Genomic DNA, 18,403 nt, shown 5'->3' with positions numbered 1-18,403 from the left:
TCGGTCCATGGGTCTGACTACGTCCGCCGAAGCACCGCTTCCCGTCGGTGAGGTCTCGCGGCTGATCGGGGGGTGGATCGACCGGCTCGGGGCGATCTGGGTCGAGGGGCAGATCACGCAGCTGTCGCGGCGGCCGGGCGCCGGGGTCGTCTTCCTGACGCTGCGCGATCCGTCGCACGACATCTCGATCGGCGTCACCTGCTACCGCAAGGTCTTCGACGCGGTCGCGGACGTCGTGTCGGAGGGCGCCCGGGTCGTCCTGCACGCCAAGCCGGAGTGGTACGCGCCGCGCGGGCAGCTGTCGCTGCGGGCCGTGGAGATCAAGCCGGTCGGGATCGGCGAGCTGCTCGCCCGGCTGGAGCAGCTGAAGCGGAGCCTGGCGTCCGAGGGGCTGTTCGCGCCGGACCGGAAGAAGCCGCTGCCGTTCCTGCCGCACCGGGTGGGCCTGGTCTGCGGGCGGGCGTCGGCGGCGGAGCGGGACGTCCTGGAGAACGCGCGGCGGCGCTGGCCCGCGGTCAGCTTCGAGGTGCGGAACGTGGCGGTGCAGGGCGTGAAGGCCGTCCCGCAGGTCATCCAGGCCGTGAAGGAGCTGGACGGCCACGAGGACGTGGACGTGATCATCGTGGCGCGCGGCGGCGGCAGCGTCGAGGACCTGCTGCCGTTCTCGGACGAGCGGCTGGTCCGCGCGGTGGCCGACTGCCGCACGCCGGTCGTCTCGGCGATCGGCCACGAGCCGGACTCGCCGCTCCTGGACCTGGTGGCGGACCTGCGCGCCTCGACGCCGACGGACGCGGCCAAGAAGGTCGTACCGGACGTCGGTGAGGAGCTGGACCGGGTGCGCGGGCTCCGGGACCGGGCGCTGCGGACCGTGCGCGGGCTCCTGGACCGTGAGGAGCGCGGTCTGGCGCAGGCGCTCGCGCGGCCGGTCATGGAGCATCCGCAGCGCATGGTCGAGGTCCGCGAGGACGAGGTCGCGGCGCTGCTGGCCCGCAGCCGGCGGGTCCTCGGGCACCTCCTGGACCGGGCGGACTCCGAGCTGTCGCACACCCGGGCGCGGGTCAGGGCGCTGTCGCCGGCGGCGACGATGGAGCGGGGGTACGCGGTGCTGCAGCGGGCCGACGGAGGGGTGGTCCGCTCCCCCGAGGAGGTCGCGGACGGCGAGGAGCTGCGGGCGCGGGTCGCAGAGGGCGAGTTCGCGGTGCGCCGCGTGGCCGGCGACCCGTCCTGAGCGGGACGGCGCGGGGCGCGCGCGACAGGTAGGACCCGCGCCGCACGGACGAGGGACGTGCGGCGCGACGGGAAGGACCCGCACGGCACGGACCCAGGACCGTGCGGCGGCGTGGACGGACATGAGACAGGCACGACGGAGGGTGGAGCAGATGGCGGCCGGTACGGAAGAGGCGGCGCTCGGCTACGAGCAGGCGCGGGACGAGCTGATCGAGGTCGTTCGTCGCCTGGAGGCGGGCGGAACGACCCTGGAGGAGTCCCTGGCGCTCTGGGAGCGTGGCGAGGAGCTGGCGAAGGTCTGCCGGCGCCGGCTGGAGGGGGCGCGGGCGCGGCTGGACGCGGCGCTGGCGGCCGAGCGCGCGGCCGAGGCGGCGGAGGCCGGGGACGAGGACGAGGAGTAGGCCGGGGCGACTTCCGTGGGCGCCTCCGCCGGGCGGCGGTCCTGGCGTAGACTCGACACAGTGAAGCGGATCACTATCCGGATGGATTAGTTGAACTTTCACCAATCATGGGCGTACTGTCGAGACATCGCTTGAACGTTGAACGAGCGAACCCCCTTTGCAGTCCGGAAGGTACGCAGCATGTCTCTCGCCCTTGACCCCGCCGCCCAGGACCTCCTCTTCCGCGAGGCCCGCACCGCCAACACGTTCACCGACGAGCCGGTGACCGACGAGCAGGTCCAGGCGATCTACGACCTGGTGAAGTTCGGCCCGACCGCCTTCAACCAGTCCCCGCTGCGCATCACGCTGGTCCGCTCCCCCGAGGCCCGCGAGCGCCTGGTCAAGCACATGGCCGAGGGCAACCAGGCCAAGACCTCCGCCGCCCCGCTGGTCGCGATCCTCTCCGCGGACAACGAGTTCCACGAGGAGCTCCCGGCGCTGCTCCCGCACTTCCCGCAGGCCAAGGACATGTTCTTCGCCGAGCGCCCGGTCCGCGAGGGCTCGGCCACGCTGAACGCCGCCCTCCAGGCCGCGTACTTCATCGTGGGCGTCCGCGCCGCCGGCCTGGCCGCCGGCCCGATGACCGGCCTGGACTTCGCCGGCGTCCAGAAGGAGTTCCTGGACGACGACCACACCCCGCTGATGGTCGTGAACATCGGCAAGCCGGGCGAGGACGCCTGGTTCCCGCGCTCCCCGCGCCTGGCCTACGACGAGGTCATCACCACCGTCTGAGCCCCGCCCGGACAGGCCGAAGGCCCCGCACTCGACGAGTGCGGGGCCTTTCCCTTGCCACGGACGGGCCGCCCGCGGCGGACACCCGACGGACGGGCCCGGCTCGGGCCCGCGCCCGCCCGGACCCTGCCCGATCAGACCTTGCCCGATCAGACCTTGCCCGACCGGACCCTGCCCGATCAGACCTTGTTCGACCGGAGCGCGCCGGCCATCTCCGCCAGCCGCTCGAAGGAGGCGGTGCCGGTCACGACGGTGGTCGCGCCGCCGTCGGTGCGGACGAGCGCGTCGTACTTGGGGCCCTCCCAGCGCTGCCAGACCTGGCCCGCCACCGTCTCGGTCCGCCCGGTGTTCTTCGCCCGCTGGGTGACGTCCGGCACATAGGTGCTCGCCGCCGCCGTCGACTGGTGGACCGCCACGTACTGGGTGTCCGGGGAGAGGAAACCGAGCTGCCAGGCGTTGGCGTTCTCGCGCTTGTACGAGACCACCGTCGCCTTCCACCCGTCGCCGAGGCCCTCGGGGGCCAGCACCGGATACGGTGCCGCCCGCTGGGCCGTGAGGAGTTCCACCCGGTAGTCCTTCGCCTGGACCGGTGCGACTTCCTCGTCGTGCGGAATGAAGAGATACATCACGCCCGCGGCGACCAAGATCACCCCGAGGGACTGGAACATCCCGCGTACCGTCTGCCTGCCTCGCATACCTGCCACGCCCACCATGGTCGCATCACGGTCTCGTGCTCATACGTGGGCCCCTCTGCTCATTTTGTCGACGTACCGATAGAGTCGCAGCACCCTCTTATTTCCGGCCGTCGCCGTACAGAAAGGTGCGTTCCGATGACCGAGCAGCATCATCTGCCGCCCGAGCTTGTGGTATCCCCCGAGGCCCCCGACCGCAACCTGGCCCTTGAGCTGGTCCGGGTCACCGAGGCCGCCGCCATGGCCGCGGGCCGCTGGGTCGGCCGCGGAGACAAGATCGGCGCGGACGGCGCCGCGGTCAACGCCATGCGGACCCTGATCTCCACCGTCTCGATGGACGGCGTCGTCGTCATCGGCGAGGGGGAGAAGGACGAGGCCCCGATGCTCTTCAACGGCGAGCGGGTCGGCGACGGCACCGGTGCCGAGGTCGACATCGCCGTCGACCCGATCGACGGCACCACGCTGAACGCCAAGGGCATGCCGAACGCGATCGCCGTCCTGGCCGCCGCCGACCGCGGAGCCATGTTCGACCCGTCCGCGGTCTTCTACATGGACAAGCTGGTCACCGGCCCCGAGGCCGCCGACTTCGTCGACATCAACGCCCCCGTCTCGGTCAACATCCGCCGGGTCGCCAAGGCGAAGAACTCCTCGCCCGAGGACATCACGGTCGTCATCCTGGACCGCCCCCGCCACGAGGGCATCGTCAAGGAGATCCGCGAGACCGGCGCCCGGATCAAGTTCATCTCGGACGGCGACGTCGCCGGTTCGATCATGGCGGTCCGCGAGGGCACCGGCGTCGACATGCTCATGGGCGTCGGCGGCACCCCCGAGGGCATCATCTCCGCCTGCGCGATCAAGTGCCTCGGCGGCGTGATCCAGGGCAAGCTGTGGCCGAAGGACGAGGCGGAGCGCCAGAAGGCCCTGGACGCGGGCCACGACCTGGACCGGGTGCTCTCCACCGACGACCTGGTCCGCGGCGACAACGTCTTCTTCGTCGCGACCGGCATCACCGACGGCGAGCTGCTGCGCGGGGTCCGCTACCGCGCCGAGACCGCGACCACGCAGTCCCTGGTCATGCGCTCGAAGTCCGGCACCATCCGCCAGATCGACTCCACGCACCGGCTGTCGAAGCTGCGCGCGTACAGCAAGATCGACTTCGACCGCGCGAAGTGACGCACGGCGTCCCGCGCGAAGTGACGCACGGCGTCCCGCGCGAAGTGACGCACGGCGTCCCAAGCGAGGTGACGCCGGACCCGACGCGCGTCGCGGCGCACCGGGCGCCGTGAGGCGCGACGGGTGACGCGGCGGCCGCGCGGCGACGACGGCACGAAGAGGGGCGCCCCCATGTGCGGTGGGGGCGCCCCTTCCCGTACGGGTCCGCGGAGGCGCGTCCGCGGTTCCCGTCAGCCCGCCTGGGCGATCCGCTCGGTCGCGGCGGTCTTGCGCAGTTCCACCTCGCGGCGCCGGCGCCGGGCCAGCACGACGCGGCGCTCGGCGGCCGTGAGCCCGCCCCACACGCCGTACGGCTCGGGCTGGAGCAGCGCGTGCTCGCGGCACTCGACCATCACCGGACAGCGCGCGCAGACCCGCTTGGCCGCCTCCTCGCGGGCCAGCCGCGCGGCGGTCGGTTCCTTGGACGGGGCGAAGAACAGTCCGGCTTCGTCCCGTCGGCACACCGCCTCCGCGTGCCAAGGGCCTGCCTCGTCCTCCCGGGTGGGCGTGGTGCGCTGAGGGGGGACGGCGGCGACCTGGAGGGGCTGATGCGGCAAGTGCAGCACGGTCTACTCCTGACGACGACTTCGCGAGCGAGCGGCGATGCAGCAGCCCTACCCGCTGTGCGCGCGCCTATGCACTGCGTGCCGTGCCGTTCCGCACTGCGGAGACCCGTGGGCGGATTCCGGTCACCCCCCGTCCGGGGGGCCGTTCACCGCCCGCACGGGGGCCCGTCCGCTGACGGCTCGGGCCGCTCGCGCCGTCCGGCCGGGGTCAGGTGCCCAGGTGTTTGCGCAGCTTGTCCTGGAGGTCGGTGATCCACTTGCCGCGCTTGGGGCGGGCCTCGACGTTCCCGAAGACCGAGTAGCCGTTGATGACGACGACCGGGGCCTGCGGGTCGACGCCCTCCAGGGTGACGACCTCGAAATTGCCGAAGATCCCGCTGCCACTGCCGCGCAGGCTGATGTTCTCCGGGACGCGCACCTCGACGTTGCCGAAGATCGAGGTGGCGTTGATGGTGGTGAGGCGCTGGGCGAAGATCGCCTCGGTCAGGTCGACCTCGATGTTCCCGAAGAGCGCGAAGGCGTTGGTCCGCCGGCTCACCCGCCAGCGGCCCTTGCGGGTGGTGCTGGAGAAGATCGCGACGAGGTTGTCGGCCGGGCCGTCGGTGTCGTCGGCCGCCCAGGTGTACCCGGGCTCCGCCTCCTGCCGGGTCCTGGCCGACGGCAGGTCGCGGACGATCGGCTCCAGTTCGCCGACGGTCTTGGCCCGGTAGACCGCGTCGATCCGGTCCGAGTGCTCCTCGGGGTCGAGCCGCCCCTCGGCCAGGGCGTCCCGGAGGATGTCCGCGATCCGGTCCCGGTCCGCGTCCGAGGCCCGCAACGCCCCCTGCGGGTCGGCGAACACGGTCTCCGCGGGAGCGGTCTCGGCGGGGGCGGCCGACCGCTGCGGCTGCGGCTGCTTCTCGGGTTCGGGCTGCTTTTCGAGGTCCACGGAGCCAGCCTAGCGAAACGCGATAGATCGCGACCAGGGGGCGGGGCCGGGGCTGTGGACGAAAGGGCGCCGACGGCAAGTGAGCCTTACCTCACAGGATGCGCACCGCACCCGCGCTCTACGCTGGAGTGCGCGCCGCCAACGGAGGCGGCGCGCTGCTGTCTGCCGAGTGAGGAATGGCCGCCGTCATGCCAGAGTTTGCGTACTCCGATCTGCTCCCGCTGGGAGAGGACACCACGCCCTATCGCCTGGTGACCTCCGAAGGTGTCTCCACCTTCGAGGCCGACGGCCGTACGTTCCTCAAGGTGGAGCCCGAGGCGCTGCGGCAGCTGGCCGCCGAGGCGATCCACGACATCCAGCACTTCCTGCGCCCGGCCCACCTGGCGCAGCTGCGGCGGATCATCGACGACCCCGAGGCGTCCTCGAACGACAAGTTCGTCGCGCTGGACCTGCTGAAGAACGCGAACATCGCCGCCGCGGGCGTCCTGCCGATGTGCCAGGACACCGGCACCGCGATCGTGATGGGCAAGCGCGGCCAGAACGTGCTGACCTCCGGGCGCGACGAGGAGGCCCTGTCCAAGGGCATCTACGACGCGTACACGAAGCTGAACCTGCGGTACTCGCAGATGGCCCCGGTCACCATGTGGGAGGAGAAGAACACCGGCTCGAACCTGCCCGCGCAGATCGAGCTGTACGCGACCGACGGCGGCGCGTACAAGTTCCTCTTCATGGCCAAGGGCGGCGGCTCGGCCAACAAGTCCTTCCTCTACCAGGAGACGAAGGCCGTCCTCAACGAGGCGAGCATGATGAAGTTCCTGGAGGAGAAGATCCGCTCGCTCGGCACGGCCGCCTGCCCGCCGTACCACCTGGCGATCGTCGTCGGCGGCACCTCCGCCGAGTTCGCGCTGAAGACCGCGAAGTACGCCTCCGCGCACTACCTGGACGAGCTGCCGGGCGAGGGCTCCGCCGAGACCGGCCACGGCTTCCGCGACAAGGAGCTGGAGGAGAAGGTCTTCGAGCTGACGCAGAAGATCGGCATCGGCGCGCAGTTCGGCGGCAAGTACTTCTGCCACGACGTCCGGGTCGTCCGGCTCCCCCGCCACGGCGCCTCGCTGCCCGTCGCGATCGCCGTGTCCTGCTCGGCCGACCGCCAGGCCGTCGCGAAGATCACCGCCGAGGGCGTCTTCCTGGAGCAGCTGGAGACCGACCCGGCGCGCTTCCTGCCGGACACCACCGACGAGCACCTGTCGGAGGAGGCCGACGTCGTCACCATCGACCTGAACCAGCCGATGGACGACATCCTCGCCGAGCTGACCAAGTACCCGGTGAAGACCCGGCTCTCGCTCAACGGCCCGCTGGTCGTGGCGCGCGACATCGCGCACGCCAAGATCAAGGAGCGGCTGGACGCGGGCGAGGAGATGCCGCAGTACCTGAAGGACCACCCGGTCTACTACGCGGGCCCCGCGAAGACCCCCGAGGGCTACGCCTCCGGCTCCTTCGGCCCGACGACGGCCGGCCGCATGGACTCGTACGTGGAGCAGTTCCAGGCCGCGGGCGGCTCGAAGGTGATGCTGGCCAAGGGCAACCGCTCCGGTCAGGTCACGGCCGCGTGCGGCGCCCACGGCGGCTTCTACCTCGGCTCGATCGGCGGCCCGGCGGCGCGCCTGGCGCAGGACTGCATCAAGAAGGTCGAGGTCGTCGAGTACGAGGAGCTCGGCATGGAGGCGGTCTGGAAGATCGAGGTCGAGGACTTCCCGGCGTTCATCGTCGTGGACGACAAGGGCAACGACTTCTTCCAGAACCCGGCTCCGGAGCCGACGTTCACCCACATCCCGGTGCGCGGTCCGGGTCTGGGCTGACCCTTCCGGCCTCGCGGCGCCCCTCGGTCCCTCCGGGCCGGGGGGCGCTCGGCGTTCCCCCTCGCCGGGCTCCCGCGCCCGCCGTCTCCGGGTCCCCGCGTCGCTCTCCGCTCAGAAAGTCGCTACCGACCGGTAGCCCTCTCGTCGCCTACTGGCCAGTATGGGGCGCGAGCATGTCAACCACTGAGCCGGTCGACCCCTCGGGAGCCCCCCATGCCCTCTGCCAGGACCACCGCTGGCGCCACCGCCGCACTCGCCCTCGCCGGACTGCTCGTCGTCGGCCCCGCGCCGGCGGCCTCCGCGGCCGACCCGGACACCCACGTCACCTCGACCGCCGCCCTCAAGGACGTCGACTACGGGACCTGGCGCCGTGACGTGGCGGCCGTGGTCGCCGAGGCGCGCCCGTACATCGAGGCGCGCTCGGCGGACGCGGGACGGGAACGGCAGGCGATCGTCCTCGACATCGACAACAGCTCGCTGGAGACGGACTTCCACCCGTTCTGGGAGCTGCCGACCCCGGCCATCGCGGACGTGCGCGACCTGGTGCGGGACGCCCACGCGCGCGGGGTGGCGGTCTTCTTCGTGACGGCGCGGCCCGGGATCATCCAGTCGCTCACGGACTGGAACCTGAAGAAGTCCGGGTACCCGGTGGACGGCCTGTACGTGCGGAACCTGCCCGACCTGTTCGCCGAGGTCGGCGCGTACAAGACCGCCAAGCGCGCGGAGATCGAGGCCAAGGGCTACACGATCATCGCGAACATCGGCAACAACACCACCGACCTCGTCGGCGGCCACGCCGAGCGCGCGTTCAAGCTCCCGGACTACGGCGGCAAGCTGTCGTGACGGGCGCTCAGCGCACGGTCACGTGGAAGTCCATCCGTTCGTAGTCCCCGTCGGGGGTGGTACGGACATAGCCGCGGGCCTGGGTGAAGTCGCCCGTGCCGCCGGTGATGGCGACGTCGTACGCGGCGGGCGACTCGGCCGAGGTGTCGAAGGTGACGAGGGCCTGGGCGGTGAGCTGTCCGCCCGGTCCTCCGTTCAGGACGAAGGTGCCGACGCAGTTCACGTCGGCCTGGGTGCCGGAGACGCGGACGACGGCGCAGGTGACGCCGTCGCGACCGACCTTGCTGCCGCCCTTGGTCCTGTACAGGTCGTCGGCGACGGTGAACACGTCGCCGACCTTGGGCGCGGCGGCGCTCTCGTCGGTTCCCCCGCCGGGGACCTCCTTGGCGTAGAGCGTGAACTCGAACCCGTCGGCCTCGTCGGCGTGCACCGGGGCGACGGCGCCGAAGGCGACGGCCGCGACCGAACAGGCGCCGAGGACGCCGATCCTCCTGAGGGTGCGGTTCATGTCCTGCCTCCCGTGGGGTGGGGGTCCCCCCTCGGCCTGCTTCACATTGTGCGACGGGCACCCCGCGTTCGCCCGTCCGGCCGTATCCGGCCGGACGGCATCGGCGATCATGGCGCCATGCGAGAGAGAGCACGTCCGATACGTACGGCCCTCCCCGTCGCCCTGGCGGCGACGGGGCTGCTGCTGGCCGGCTGCGGCACCACCCCCGGGACCGGGGCTCCGGCGGCGACGCCGACGGCCTCCGGGGCCCCCACGGCCTCGGGAGCGCCCTCCGGCACCGGGGTGCCGGAGGCGGCGAGGGCGGCCGGCACGGTCGGCGGGCCGGGGACGGCCTGCGCGCTGCCCGTCTCCTTCGCCCTGGCCGAGGAGTGGAAGCCGGAGGCGATCGACGATCCGGACGACCCGGAGTTCGCGGTGCTCATGCGCCAGGGCCCGGCGACGGTCCGCTGCGAGGTGGACGCCAAGCCGGCCGGACACATCGGCTACCTGCGGGTGTGGACGGCGCCGAAGGGTCCGGCGCGGGCCGCGCTGGAGGGCTTCGTGAAGGCCGAGAAGGGCGCCTCGAAGGCCGTCTACCGCACGACCGCGGCGGGCGCGCTGCCGGCCGTCGAGGTGACGTACACGGTCCGCGACGCGCTGATGGAGGAGTCGAAGGAGGAGCGGGCCTTCGCCGTCGCGACCTCGAAGGGGACGGTGATCGTCCACCTCGGCGGACTCGACACGGACGAGCACCGGGAGATGATCCCGGCGTACGAGCTGGCGCGCACGACGCTCAAGCCCTCCTGAGCGGGGCCGTGGCCCCCGGTCCCGCACCGGACCGGGGGCCACGGCGTCCGTGGGCCGGCTACGCGAACCGCTGGTTCGCGGAGCCGTCGCAGTTCCGGAGCCGGACGGGCTCCCTGGCCGCGCCCTGGGTGAGGCAGAGGCCGGTCGCGGCGGCGGGGCGGATCGTGGCGCCGTCGCGGACGAACCTCTGGTTGGCGCCGCCGTGGCAGTTCCAGACGAGGAGCGCCTTGCCGTCCTGGTAGGCGGAGCCGGGGACGTCGAGGCAGCGGTCCTGGGTGAGCTGGGTGTGGACGGTCCGCCGGGCGGAGTCGTACCACCAGCCCTGGTTGCGGCCGCCGTGGCAGTCCCAGCCGAGGACGGCCGTGCCGTTGGCCGACTCGCCCGCGTTCACGTCCAGGCAGTTGCCGGTCGCCTGGTTGACCAGCGGCTTGTACGCGTCGTCCCAGGCCAGCGGGAAGAGCGTCGGGGTGCCGGAGGAGTCGACGTCGGCGCAGCTCGCCTCGCGGAGACCGGAGTCGTAGATCTGCTTCAGACAGGAGGCGAACGCGGCGTGGCCGCTCTTGTTGGGGTGGAAGGACTGGCGGACGGAGTTCTCGTCGATGCCGCCGGGCTTGGAGAGGTCGATGTAGAGACCGCGGGCCCAGGTGTCCTCCATGCAGACCTCGTGGCCGTGGAAGAGCCGCGAGTTGTCGAGGTAGACGGCCCCGGTGGAGGCGGCCGCCCTGCGCATGCCGCGTTCGAAGGCCGGGACGGCGGTGTTGCGACCCCACTTGGTGTCGGAGTCGTATCCCATGCCGCCGCAGATCAGCTTGCCGGGGAAGTTCGGGTTGTCGTTGAAGTCCGGGCCGATGGGGCTGGGGTAGCCCATGACGACGAGCTTGTAGTCGCCGTCGGCGTAGCCGGCGTCGCGCATGACGGTCCTGAGGTCCCGGACGGTCTGCTCGACCTTGGGGACGAGGCCGTCGACGCGGGCCTGCCAGCCGGGGGCGTACTTGGGCTCGCAGGTGCCCTGGCTGAGCACGAAGCGCTGGACGCAGTCGGTCATGACGGGCCCGAACTGCAGGTCGTCGTTGGCTCCGGCGACGAGCAGGACCATCTTGATCCGGGTGTTGCGGGCCTTGATCGCGAGGTTGTCGCTCTGGACCAGCTCGTCGGCGTACTGCTTGGAGCCGCCGATCCGGATGTTGCCGGTGTAGGCGCCGGAGCAGGCCACGTTGAAGGTGAGGTCCGCGGGGATGCCCGTGCGGTGGATAGCGGCGTCGGGCGAGCGGTGGCACCAGTTGGTGGGGCCGTTGGTGGGCGACTCGTACGTGCCGACGCCCTCTCCGGAGATCTCGCTGTCGCCGAGCGAGATGAGGCCGGTCCTGCGCTGGGCGAGCGGGCGCTCGGCGGGGTCGCCGTAGATCCTGGTGGCCTCGGCGGCCCGGATCGCCTCCAGCTCGGGCGGGAGCGGGACGGCGGCCGACACCGCCGCGGTGCCGGTCTCGGCCGCGGTGCCGGTCTCGGCCGCGCCGGCGGGTGCCGCCGCGGTCATCGTGCCGAGTGCGGCGGCGGCCGCGGCGACGGCGGCGATGGGCCAGCGGAATCTGTGCCTGGTGCGCGTCATTGCGCCTCCTGGAAGTGGGGTTACCCACGGTTTTTACTGGCCGGTACGCGTGTTGGGAATACATCGAACAAGACAAGTGCTCATCTTTTGTAGGAGGTTGAGGAAATGAACGAGGCAGACGGCTACCGGATCGAACGCGACTCCATGGGCGAGGTGCGGGTTCCCGCCCACGCCAAGTGGCGGGCCCAGACCCAGCGGGCGGTGGAGAACTTCCCCGTCTCCGGCCAGCGGCTGGAGCGCGCCCACATCGAGGCACTGGCCCGGATCAAGGCCGCCGCCGCCACGGTCAACGCCGAGCTCGGCGTGATCGACGAGGACCGCGCCCGGGCCATCGTCGCGGCCGCCGCCGAGGTCGCCGAGGGGCGCTGGGACGACCACTTCCCCGTGGACGTCTTCCAGACCGGCTCCGGCACCTCGTCCAACATGAACACCAACGAGGTCCTCGCCACCCTCGCCACCGAGCGGCTCCCCGAGGGACGCGAGGTCCACCCCAACGACCACGTGAACGCCTCGCAGTCGTCCAACGACGTCTTCCCCTCCTCCATCCACATCGCGGCCACCGGCGCCGTCACCCACGACCTGATCCCCGCGCTCGACCACCTGGCCGCCGCCCTGGAGCGAAAATCGGCCGAATTCGCTTCGGTGGTGAAATCCGGCCGCACCCACCTGATGGACGCCACGCCCGTCACCCTCGGCCAGGAGTTCGGCGGCTACGCGGCCCAGGTCAGGTACGGCGTCGAGCGGCTGCGCGGCGCGCTCCCCCGGCTCGCCGAACTCCCCCTCGGCGGTACGGCGGTGGGCACCGGCATCAACACCCCGGCCGGCTTCTCGGCCGCCGTCATCGCCGAGGTCGCCCGCGCCACCGGCCTGCCGCTGACCGAGGCCCGCGACCACTTCGAGGCCCAGGGCGCCCGCGACGGCCTGGTCGAGACGTCCGGGCAGCTCCGCACCCTCGCCGTCTCCCTCACCAAGATCGCCAACGATCTGCGCTGGATGGCCAGCGGCCCGCGCACCGGCCTCGCCGAGATCAACCTCCCCGACCTCCAGCCCGGCTCCTCGATCATGCCGGGCAAGGTGAACCCGGTGATCCCCGAGGCCGTCCTCATGGTGGCCGCCCAGGTGACCGGAAACGACACCACGGTCGCCGTGGCCGGCGCCGCCGGGAACTTCGAGCTCAACGTGATGCTGCCGGTGATGGCCAAGAACCTCCTGGAGTCCGTACGGCTGCTCGCCAACGCCTCCCGGCTGCTGGCGGACCGCACGGTCGACGGCATCACCGCCAACGTCGAACGCGCCCGCGAGTACGCCGAGTCCTCGCCGTCGGTGGTCACCCCGCTCAACAAGTACATCGGGTACGAGGAGGCCGCCAAGGTGGCGAAGAGGTCCCTCGCCGAACGGAAGACCATCCGCGAGGTGGTCATCGAGTCCGGCTACGTCGAGCGGGGCGACCTCACCGTCGAGCAGCTCGACGAGGCCCTCGACGTGCTGCGCATGACCCACCCGTGACCGGGGTCACGGCTGACTCATCCGTGACCCGTACCGCAGCGGCCGTGGGAGCGCGCCCCTAAGATCTGCGCATGACAGGATCGGGCGGCTCCCAGCACTGGGCGCCGGGGGAGCACATCCTCTGGCGCTACCGCGGCAACGGCACCGGAGAGGTGCACATCTGCCGGCCGGTGACGGTCGTCCAGGACACGCCCGAGCTGCTCGCGGTGTGGATGGCGCCCGGCACCGAGTGCGTCCGCCCCGTCCTCGCCGACGGCACCCCGGTCCACGACGAGCCGCTCGCCACCCGCTACACGGCACCGCGCACCACGGAACGCGCCCGCTGGGCCGGCAGCGGGGTGCTGAAACTGGCGAGACCCGGCGAGCCGTGGTCGGTGTGGCTGTTCTGGGAGCGCGGATGGCGCTTCCGCAGTTGGTACGTGAACCTGGAGGAGCCGCGGGTCCGCTGGTCCGGCGGCGTCGACTCCGAGGACCACTTCCTCGACATCTCCGTCTATCCCGACCGCAGCTGGCTGTGGCGGGACGAGGACGAGTTCGCGCAGGCCCAGCGCTCCGGACTGATGGGCCCCGAGCAGGCCGCGCGGGTGCGGACCGCCGGGCAGCGGGCGGTGGAGCGGATCCGCGCGTGGGGCGCGCCGTTCGCCGACGGCTGGGAGGACTGGCGGCCCGATCCGGCGTGGAAGGTCCCGGAGCTGCCGGCCGACTGGGACCGCACCCCGGCGCACACGGCGTCGTGAGACCCTTGATGCGCCCCCGGGGTTCAAACGTAGGATCGTCCTCCGCACGGCAGAAGCGGATCGGACGGTCCGTCGGACGGACCTCACGGCACGTCAACGACTCAGAACTGCGCAGGACCTGACCGCCAATCATCCACGAGGGGGAGAGCAGTGCCGGACGTCTGCCCGGGTGTTCCGACCCCTGCCGTTGCCGCAGCTCGCGGAACGTCCACATCCGCTGCATACGAGGGGTTTATCCCCGGCGAAGGCGCGGCATCGGCGAGAAGAGCGAGTGCATCGCACCACCGGCCCGGACGGACGGAACCCCACGCGTGACGGAGCATCCCACCTCCCACGAAGGCCGGCAGCCCCTGGCTGCCCGGCCGCAGGAACGCGCGCGCCCTCGCCAGGAGGCGGCCGGCCTGCCCTCCGACGTGCCCGCCCAGCCGGGCGGACCGGCGGGACGGGCGGTCCCCGCCCCCGGTGCGGACGCGCCGGCCGTGCCCGGCCCCGCGGCGGCGCCCGCCGGCGGCCCCCCGGGCGCGGGCCCCGGCTCGCCCCACTCCCCCGGCGCGCCCCAGCCCCCCGGCCCGCCGGGCGGCACGGGGGCGGTGGCCGTCGCGGTCGCCGCGCAGCCGCCCGGCGGCGTCCGGAGCGGGGACACCGCCGCCCGGCGCGAGGGCGACCGGCTGCGGTTCGTCGGCGCCGCGACGCGGCGGATCGCGCGCGGCATCGACCTGGACGAGATCGTGCTCGGCCTGTGCCGGGCCAGCGTGCCGACCTTCTCCGACGAGATCCTGGTCTACCTGCGCGACCCGCTGCCGGTGGGCGACGAGCGCCCGGTGGCGCCGTTCGTGCTGCGGCTGCGGCGCACGGACCGGCTGCGGTTAAGCGATCTGGAGGGCGAGGAGCTGGTCCTCGTACCCGATCCGGACCCGACCCCCGCGGCCGAACTCTGCGAGGTGCGGTCCGGCGGTGCGCTGGCCGAGGTGCTGCGCGGGGTGCGGCCGGTCTTCGGCGACTCCGCCGCCGCCAAGACGGCGCTGGGCGAGCTGCTCGGCCCGGACCACCCGCTGCCGGGCGGGCTGCGCGCGGTCCTCGCCCCGCTGCGCGGGCGGCGCCGGGTGATCGGCGCGGCCGTGTTCCTGCGCCGTCCCGAGCGGGCCGGCTTCGAGCCGAACGACCTGCTGGTCGCGGCGCAGCTGGCGACGCACACCGCGCTCGGCATCGACAAGGCGGTGCTGTACGGCCGTGAGGCGTACATCGCGGACGAGCTCCAGCGGACGATGCTGCCGGACTCGCTGCCGCAGCCGACCGGCGTGAAGCTCGCCTCGCGCTATCTGCCGGCGGCCGAGACGGCCCGGGTGGGCGGCGACTGGTACGACGCGATCCCGCTGCCCGGCAGCCGGGTCGCCCTGGTCGTCGGCGACGTCATGGGCCACTCCATGACCTCGGCGGCGATCATGGGCCAGCTGCGCACCACGGCGCAGACGCTGGCCGGGCTCGACCTGCCGCCGCAGGAGGTGCTGCACCACCTGGACGAGCAGGCGCAGCGGCTCGGCCAGGACCGGATGGCGACCTGCATGTACGCGGTGTACGACCCGGTCTCGCACCGGATCACGGTCGCCAACGCGGGCCATCCGCCGCCGATACTGCTTCACCTGGGCGGGCGCGCCGAGGTGCTGCGCGTGCCGCCCGGAGCCCCGATCGGGGTGGGCGGGGTGGACTTCGAGGCGGTCGAGCTGGACGCCCCCGCGGGTGCCACGCTGCTGCTCTACACCGACGGTCTGGTCGAGTCCCGGCTGCGGGACGTGTGGACCGGGATCGAGCAGCTGCGGGAGCGCCTGGCGGCGACCGCGCAGCTGACCGGCCCGGACCACTCGCCCCCCCTGGAGGCGCTCTGCGACGACGTCCTGGACATGCTGGGGCCGGGTGACCGGGACGACGACATCGCGCTGCTCGCGGCCCGTTTCGACGGGATCGCGCCGAGCGACGTGGCGTACTGGTTCCTGGAACCGGAGGACGCGGCCCCGGGGCGGGCCCGTCGGCTGGCCCGGCGGGCGCTGGCCCGGTGGGACCTGGAGGAGCTGACGGACTCGGTCGAGCTGCTGATCAGCGAGGTCGTGACGAACGCCGTGCGGTACGCGGAGCGGCCGGTGACCCTGCGGCTGCTGCGGACGGACGTGCTGCGCTGCGAGGTCGGCGACGACTCGCCGCAGCTGCCCCGGCAGCGTCGGGCGCGGGACACCGACGAGGGCGGGCGCGGCCTGTTCCTGGTGAACCGGCTGGCCCGGCGGTGGGGTGCGACGCGGCTCTCGGGCGGCAAGGTCGTCTGGTTCGAACTGGCCACCCGCACCTGAGCGTTCCGCCCCGGTCCGGGGCGGAGGGCGCGTACGAACGGCGAAGGCCGGACCCCTGGCGGGGTCCGGCCTTCGCCGTTCGTCGTGCGCTACTGGCCCGATCGGCTGCCGTCGATGCCCCGGACGGGGTCGGTGCCGTCCGGCGGCTCGATCGACGGCGGCGGGGAGGGCTCGTCGGTCGTCGGCTCCTGGGTGGGCTCGGGCGGCGTGGTGACCGGGTCCCGCGTCGGCTCCGGCGGCGTGGTGGCCGTGGGGGCCGGCGGGGACGTCGGGTCGGGCGAGGACGTCGTCGGCGCCTCGGTGGGCTCGTCGTCGGGGGCCTCGGTGGTGGCGGTCGGATCCGGCAGGGTGCCGTCCGGGGCCGCGCCGTCGGTCTCCAGGTCGAAGGAGGCGTCCGAGCCGCCGTTCAGGGCGCGCTCGGTGTAGTCGCCCCAGATCTCGGCGGGCGTGCGGCCGCCGTTGGCCCGGCCCGGGTTGATGGTGTCGGTGAGGGTGACCTGGTTGCCCTTGGCGTCCTCGCCGAAGAGGCCGACGGCGGTGACGAGTTCGGGGGTGTAGCCCACGAACCAGGCGGAGCGGTTGTTCTCGGAGGTGCCGGTCTTGCCGGCGGCCTCGTAGTCGCCGGCGGCGCGGAAGCCGGAGCCGTTGCGGACGACGCCCGTCATGGCCTGGGTGGCGGTGTCGGCGGCCTCGCGGGAGACGACCTGGTCGCCGATGGCCTTCACGGCCTCGACCGTGCGGTCCCGGTGCGTGGCCTTCTTCACCAGGGTCGGGGTGACCTTCCGGCCGTGGTTGTCGAGGGTGGCGTAGACGCCGGCCATGTCCATCGTCGAGGCGCCCATGGTGCCGAGGGAGATGGCGGGGCTCTCGGGGAAGTCCTTGCCGTCCTTCATGCCGAGGGCGAGGGCGGTCTTCTTGGCCTTGGCCGGGGTGACGTCGACGATCATCTGGGCGTAGACCGAGTTGATCGAGCTGTTGGTGGCCTTCTGGACGGTGACCGGGCCGTAGTCGTCGTCGTCCTCGTTCTCCGGCGCGAAGGGGATGTCGCTGCCGACGACCGGGCGGCGGCTGTTGCCGTCGTAGACCGTGCCGAGGCCGATGCGGCGGCCGTCCTGGGTGACCGCGCTGTTGTCGACGGCGGAGGCGAGGACGATCGGCTTGAAGGTGGAGGCGGGCTGGTAGTCGCGGCGGGTGGCGTTGGACAGCCAGTGCTCGGTGGCGCCGACACCGCCGTACAGGGCGACGACCGCGCCGGTCTTCGGGTCGACGGAGGTGGCGCCGGCCTGGACGGTGGCCTGCTTCTTGTCGCCCTTGCGGTCGAGCTTGGCCTCCAGCTGCTTGCCGACGGCCTTGACGAGGTCCTTCTGCTTCTTCTCGTCGATGTTGAGCGTGATGGTCCAGCCGCCGGCCTTGATGTCCTCCTCGCTGACGCCCTGGCGCACCAGCTCCTGGTTGGCGGCCTCGACGATGTAGCCGGTCTGGCCTTCCATGCCGGGGGCGGGCTTGGGCTTCTGCGGCACGGGGAACTTCATCCCGGCGCGCTCGGAGGAGGAGAGCCAGCCCTCGCCGACCATGTTGTCGAGGACGTAGTTCCAGCGGTCCTCGACGAGCTTGCGGCCGGTGGTGCTGGCGGAGGTCCAGTCGTACTGGTTGGGCGCCTGGAGCAGCGAGGCGAGATAGGCGCCCTGGGCGGTGGTGAGCTGGGTGGCGTCGACGCCGTAGTACGAGCGGGCGGCGGCCTGGATGCCGTAGGCGCTGCGGCCGTAGTAGCTGGTGTTCATGTAGCCGGCGAGGATGTCGCTCTTGGAGGTCTGCCGGTCGACCTTGATGGCGATGACCATCTCCTTGAGCTTGCGGGTCGCCGTCTGGTCCTGGCTCAGGTAGAAGTTCTTGACGTACTGCTGGGTGATCGTCGAGCCGCCCTGCTTGCCCTTGCCCGTGAGGGTGGACCAGGCGGCGCGGGTGGTGCCCTTGATGTCGACGCCGTTGTCCCGGTAGAAGGACTTGTTCTCGGCGGCGACGAACGCCTTCTGGACCTTCTCGGGGATCTTCTCCAGGCCGACGATCTCGCGGTTGATCTCGCCGGTGCGGGCGAGGATCTTGCCGTTGGAGTACTTGTAGATGTTGCTCTGCATCGTCGCCTCGGCGTTGGCCGAGGGCACCGGGACCATGAGGTAGACGACGTACAGGGCGCCCATGGCGAGCAGGCAGCACACGAAGAAGGTGCCCAGGAGCTTCTTCCAGGAGAAGAAGCGGCGTATGCCGCGTTTCTTCGCCTTGCTCTTGTCGGGTCGGCCCATGGGTCCTGTCGCTCCGCTCGTCGTGTCGTGTCGGCGCCTCGGCGCTCTGTCGTCCACGCCGGATCAGCTCAGCAAGCTAACACCGACGAGGCGGACAAAGGACAACCGATCACGCCTTTTCA

16 protein-coding genes are annotated in these 18,403 nt (G+C 72.1%); 10 read left to right on the top strand and 6 right to left on the bottom strand.

Annotated features, from left to right (window positions below; translation table 11 throughout):
- Positions 1-7 precede the first annotated feature (7 nt).
- The 3 genes from xseA (at position 8) to AB0424_RS24075 (ending at position 2,399) form a co-directional block, all read left to right on the top strand.
- Complete coding sequence (xseA, locus tag AB0424_RS24085; protein WP_366308585.1) at positions 8-1,228, top strand: exodeoxyribonuclease VII large subunit; 1,221 nt, start codon at positions 8-10, stop codon at positions 1,226-1,228.
- A gap of 151 nt (positions 1,229-1,379) precedes the next feature.
- Positions 1,380-1,628 carry an exodeoxyribonuclease VII small subunit gene (locus AB0424_RS24080; protein ID WP_366308652.1) on the top strand — a complete coding sequence of 83 codons (249 nt, stop codon included), beginning with the start codon at positions 1,380-1,382 and terminating at the stop codon, positions 1,626-1,628.
- A gap of 180 nt (positions 1,629-1,808) precedes the next feature.
- A complete protein-coding gene (locus AB0424_RS24075; RefSeq protein ID WP_366308584.1) occupies positions 1,809-2,399 on the top strand; it encodes a malonic semialdehyde reductase in 591 nt (196 codons plus the stop codon).
- Positions 2,400-2,578: 179 nt separating this feature from the next.
- On the opposite strand, the gene AB0424_RS24070 is transcribed toward AB0424_RS24075, so the two are convergent.
- Positions 2,579-3,112 carry a DUF4245 domain-containing protein gene (locus AB0424_RS24070; RefSeq protein WP_366308583.1) on the bottom strand — a complete coding sequence of 178 codons (534 nt, stop codon included), beginning with the start codon at positions 3,110-3,112 and terminating at the stop codon, positions 2,579-2,581.
- A 117-nt stretch (positions 3,113-3,229) separates the two neighbouring features.
- On the opposite strand from AB0424_RS24070, the gene glpX reads away from it, so the two are divergent.
- On the top strand, positions 3,230-4,264 hold the full coding sequence (gene glpX, locus AB0424_RS24065; RefSeq protein WP_366308582.1) for a class II fructose-bisphosphatase: 1,035 nt from the start codon (positions 3,230-3,232) through the stop codon (positions 4,262-4,264).
- Between the two features lie 230 nt (positions 4,265-4,494).
- On the opposite strand, the gene AB0424_RS24060 is transcribed toward glpX, so the two are convergent.
- Together AB0424_RS24060 and AB0424_RS24055 are read right to left on the bottom strand one after the other, a co-directional pair.
- Positions 4,495-4,869 (bottom strand): WhiB family transcriptional regulator, encoded by a 375-nt coding sequence (locus tag AB0424_RS24060; protein ID WP_366308581.1) that lies wholly within the window; start codon positions 4,867-4,869, stop codon positions 4,495-4,497.
- 208 nt (positions 4,870-5,077) lie between these two features.
- Positions 5,078-5,797: a DUF1707 domain-containing protein gene (locus AB0424_RS24055; protein ID WP_366308580.1), complete on the bottom strand. Its 720-nt coding sequence runs from the start codon at positions 5,795-5,797 to the stop codon at positions 5,078-5,080.
- A 188-nt stretch (positions 5,798-5,985) separates the two neighbouring features.
- On the opposite strand from AB0424_RS24055, the gene AB0424_RS24050 reads away from it, so the two are divergent.
- Both AB0424_RS24050 and AB0424_RS24045 read left to right on the top strand, forming a co-directional pair.
- A complete protein-coding gene (locus tag AB0424_RS24050; protein ID WP_366308579.1) occupies positions 5,986-7,656 on the top strand; it encodes a fumarate hydratase in 1,671 nt (556 codons plus the stop codon).
- Between the two features lie 213 nt (positions 7,657-7,869).
- On the top strand, positions 7,870-8,499 hold the full coding sequence (locus AB0424_RS24045) for an HAD family acid phosphatase (RefSeq protein WP_366308578.1): 630 nt from the start codon (positions 7,870-7,872) through the stop codon (positions 8,497-8,499).
- Positions 8,500-8,506: 7 nt separating this feature from the next.
- On the opposite strand, the gene AB0424_RS24040 is transcribed toward AB0424_RS24045, so the two are convergent.
- On the bottom strand, positions 8,507-9,007 hold the full coding sequence (locus tag AB0424_RS24040; protein ID WP_366308577.1) for a dirigent protein: 501 nt from the start codon (positions 9,005-9,007) through the stop codon (positions 8,507-8,509).
- Between the two features lie 117 nt (positions 9,008-9,124).
- Here AB0424_RS24040 and AB0424_RS24035 point away from each other — a divergent pair, with 117 nt between their 5' ends.
- The gene (locus AB0424_RS24035; RefSeq protein WP_366308576.1) at positions 9,125-9,793 is read left to right on the top strand and encodes a lipoprotein; all 669 of its coding nucleotides are present in this window, start codon (positions 9,125-9,127) and stop codon (positions 9,791-9,793) included.
- Between the two features lie 58 nt (positions 9,794-9,851).
- Here the strand turns inward: AB0424_RS24035 and AB0424_RS24030 are convergent, their stop codons facing one another.
- Positions 9,852-11,399, bottom strand: coding sequence for a ricin-type beta-trefoil lectin domain protein (locus tag AB0424_RS24030; RefSeq protein WP_366308575.1), 1,548 nt, complete (start codon positions 11,397-11,399; stop codon positions 9,852-9,854).
- 105 nt (positions 11,400-11,504) lie between these two features.
- Between AB0424_RS24030 and AB0424_RS24025 the strand changes: the two genes are divergently transcribed.
- The 3 genes from AB0424_RS24025 to AB0424_RS24015 all read left to right on the top strand — a co-directional run bounded on the left by AB0424_RS24025 (position 11,505) and on the right by AB0424_RS24015 (position 15,981).
- A complete protein-coding gene (locus AB0424_RS24025) occupies positions 11,505-12,905 on the top strand; it encodes a class II fumarate hydratase (protein ID WP_366308574.1) in 1,401 nt (466 codons plus the stop codon).
- Positions 12,906-12,976: 71 nt separating this feature from the next.
- Positions 12,977-13,642, top strand: a complete 666-nt coding sequence (locus AB0424_RS24020) for a DUF402 domain-containing protein (protein WP_366308573.1) — start codon at positions 12,977-12,979, stop codon at positions 13,640-13,642.
- 311 nt (positions 13,643-13,953) lie between these two features.
- Positions 13,954-15,981 carry an ATP-binding SpoIIE family protein phosphatase gene (locus AB0424_RS24015; protein ID WP_366308572.1) on the top strand — a complete coding sequence of 676 codons (2,028 nt, stop codon included), beginning with the start codon at positions 13,954-13,956 and terminating at the stop codon, positions 15,979-15,981.
- A gap of 89 nt (positions 15,982-16,070) precedes the next feature.
- Here the strand turns inward: AB0424_RS24015 and AB0424_RS24010 are convergent, their stop codons facing one another.
- Positions 16,071-18,281, bottom strand: a complete 2,211-nt coding sequence (locus tag AB0424_RS24010; protein ID WP_366308571.1) for a transglycosylase domain-containing protein — start codon at positions 18,279-18,281, stop codon at positions 16,071-16,073.
- Positions 18,282-18,403 lie beyond the last annotated feature (122 nt).

Origin of the sequence: Streptomyces sp. NPDC051180, assembly GCF_040689545.1 — a bacterium.
GTDB lineage: Bacteria > Actinomycetota > Actinomycetes > Streptomycetales > Streptomycetaceae > Streptomyces.
Note: the sequence above shows the minus strand (reverse complement) of the source record. Positions and strands in the feature narration are given on the sequence as shown.

What these genes read in the sequence shown, in the direction of transcription:
- xseA (WP_366308585.1), top strand. Translation starts at nt 8, where the DNA reads ATGGGTCTGACTACGTCCGCCGAAGCACCGCTTCCCGTCGGTGAGGTC.
- AB0424_RS24080 (WP_366308652.1), top strand. Translation starts at nt 1,380, where the DNA reads ATGGCGGCCGGTACGGAAGAGGCGGCGCTCGGCTACGAGCAGGCGCGG.
- AB0424_RS24075 (WP_366308584.1), top strand. Translation starts at nt 1,809, where the DNA reads ATGTCTCTCGCCCTTGACCCCGCCGCCCAGGACCTCCTCTTCCGCGAG.
- AB0424_RS24070 (WP_366308583.1), bottom strand. Translation starts at nt 3,112, where the DNA reads ATGGTGGGCGTGGCAGGTATGCGAGGCAGGCAGACGGTACGCGGGATG.
- glpX (WP_366308582.1), top strand. Translation starts at nt 3,230, where the DNA reads ATGACCGAGCAGCATCATCTGCCGCCCGAGCTTGTGGTATCCCCCGAG.
- AB0424_RS24050 (WP_366308579.1), top strand. Translation starts at nt 5,986, where the DNA reads ATGCCAGAGTTTGCGTACTCCGATCTGCTCCCGCTGGGAGAGGACACC.
- AB0424_RS24045 (WP_366308578.1), top strand. Translation starts at nt 7,870, where the DNA reads ATGCCCTCTGCCAGGACCACCGCTGGCGCCACCGCCGCACTCGCCCTC.
- AB0424_RS24040 (WP_366308577.1), bottom strand. Translation starts at nt 9,007, where the DNA reads ATGAACCGCACCCTCAGGAGGATCGGCGTCCTCGGCGCCTGTTCGGTC.
- AB0424_RS24035 (WP_366308576.1), top strand. Translation starts at nt 9,125, where the DNA reads ATGCGAGAGAGAGCACGTCCGATACGTACGGCCCTCCCCGTCGCCCTG.
- AB0424_RS24030 (WP_366308575.1), bottom strand. Translation starts at nt 11,399, where the DNA reads ATGACGCGCACCAGGCACAGATTCCGCTGGCCCATCGCCGCCGTCGCC.
- AB0424_RS24025 (WP_366308574.1), top strand. Translation starts at nt 11,505, where the DNA reads ATGAACGAGGCAGACGGCTACCGGATCGAACGCGACTCCATGGGCGAG.
- AB0424_RS24020 (WP_366308573.1), top strand. Translation starts at nt 12,977, where the DNA reads ATGACAGGATCGGGCGGCTCCCAGCACTGGGCGCCGGGGGAGCACATC.
- AB0424_RS24010 (WP_366308571.1), bottom strand. Translation starts at nt 18,281, where the DNA reads ATGGGCCGACCCGACAAGAGCAAGGCGAAGAAACGCGGCATACGCCGC.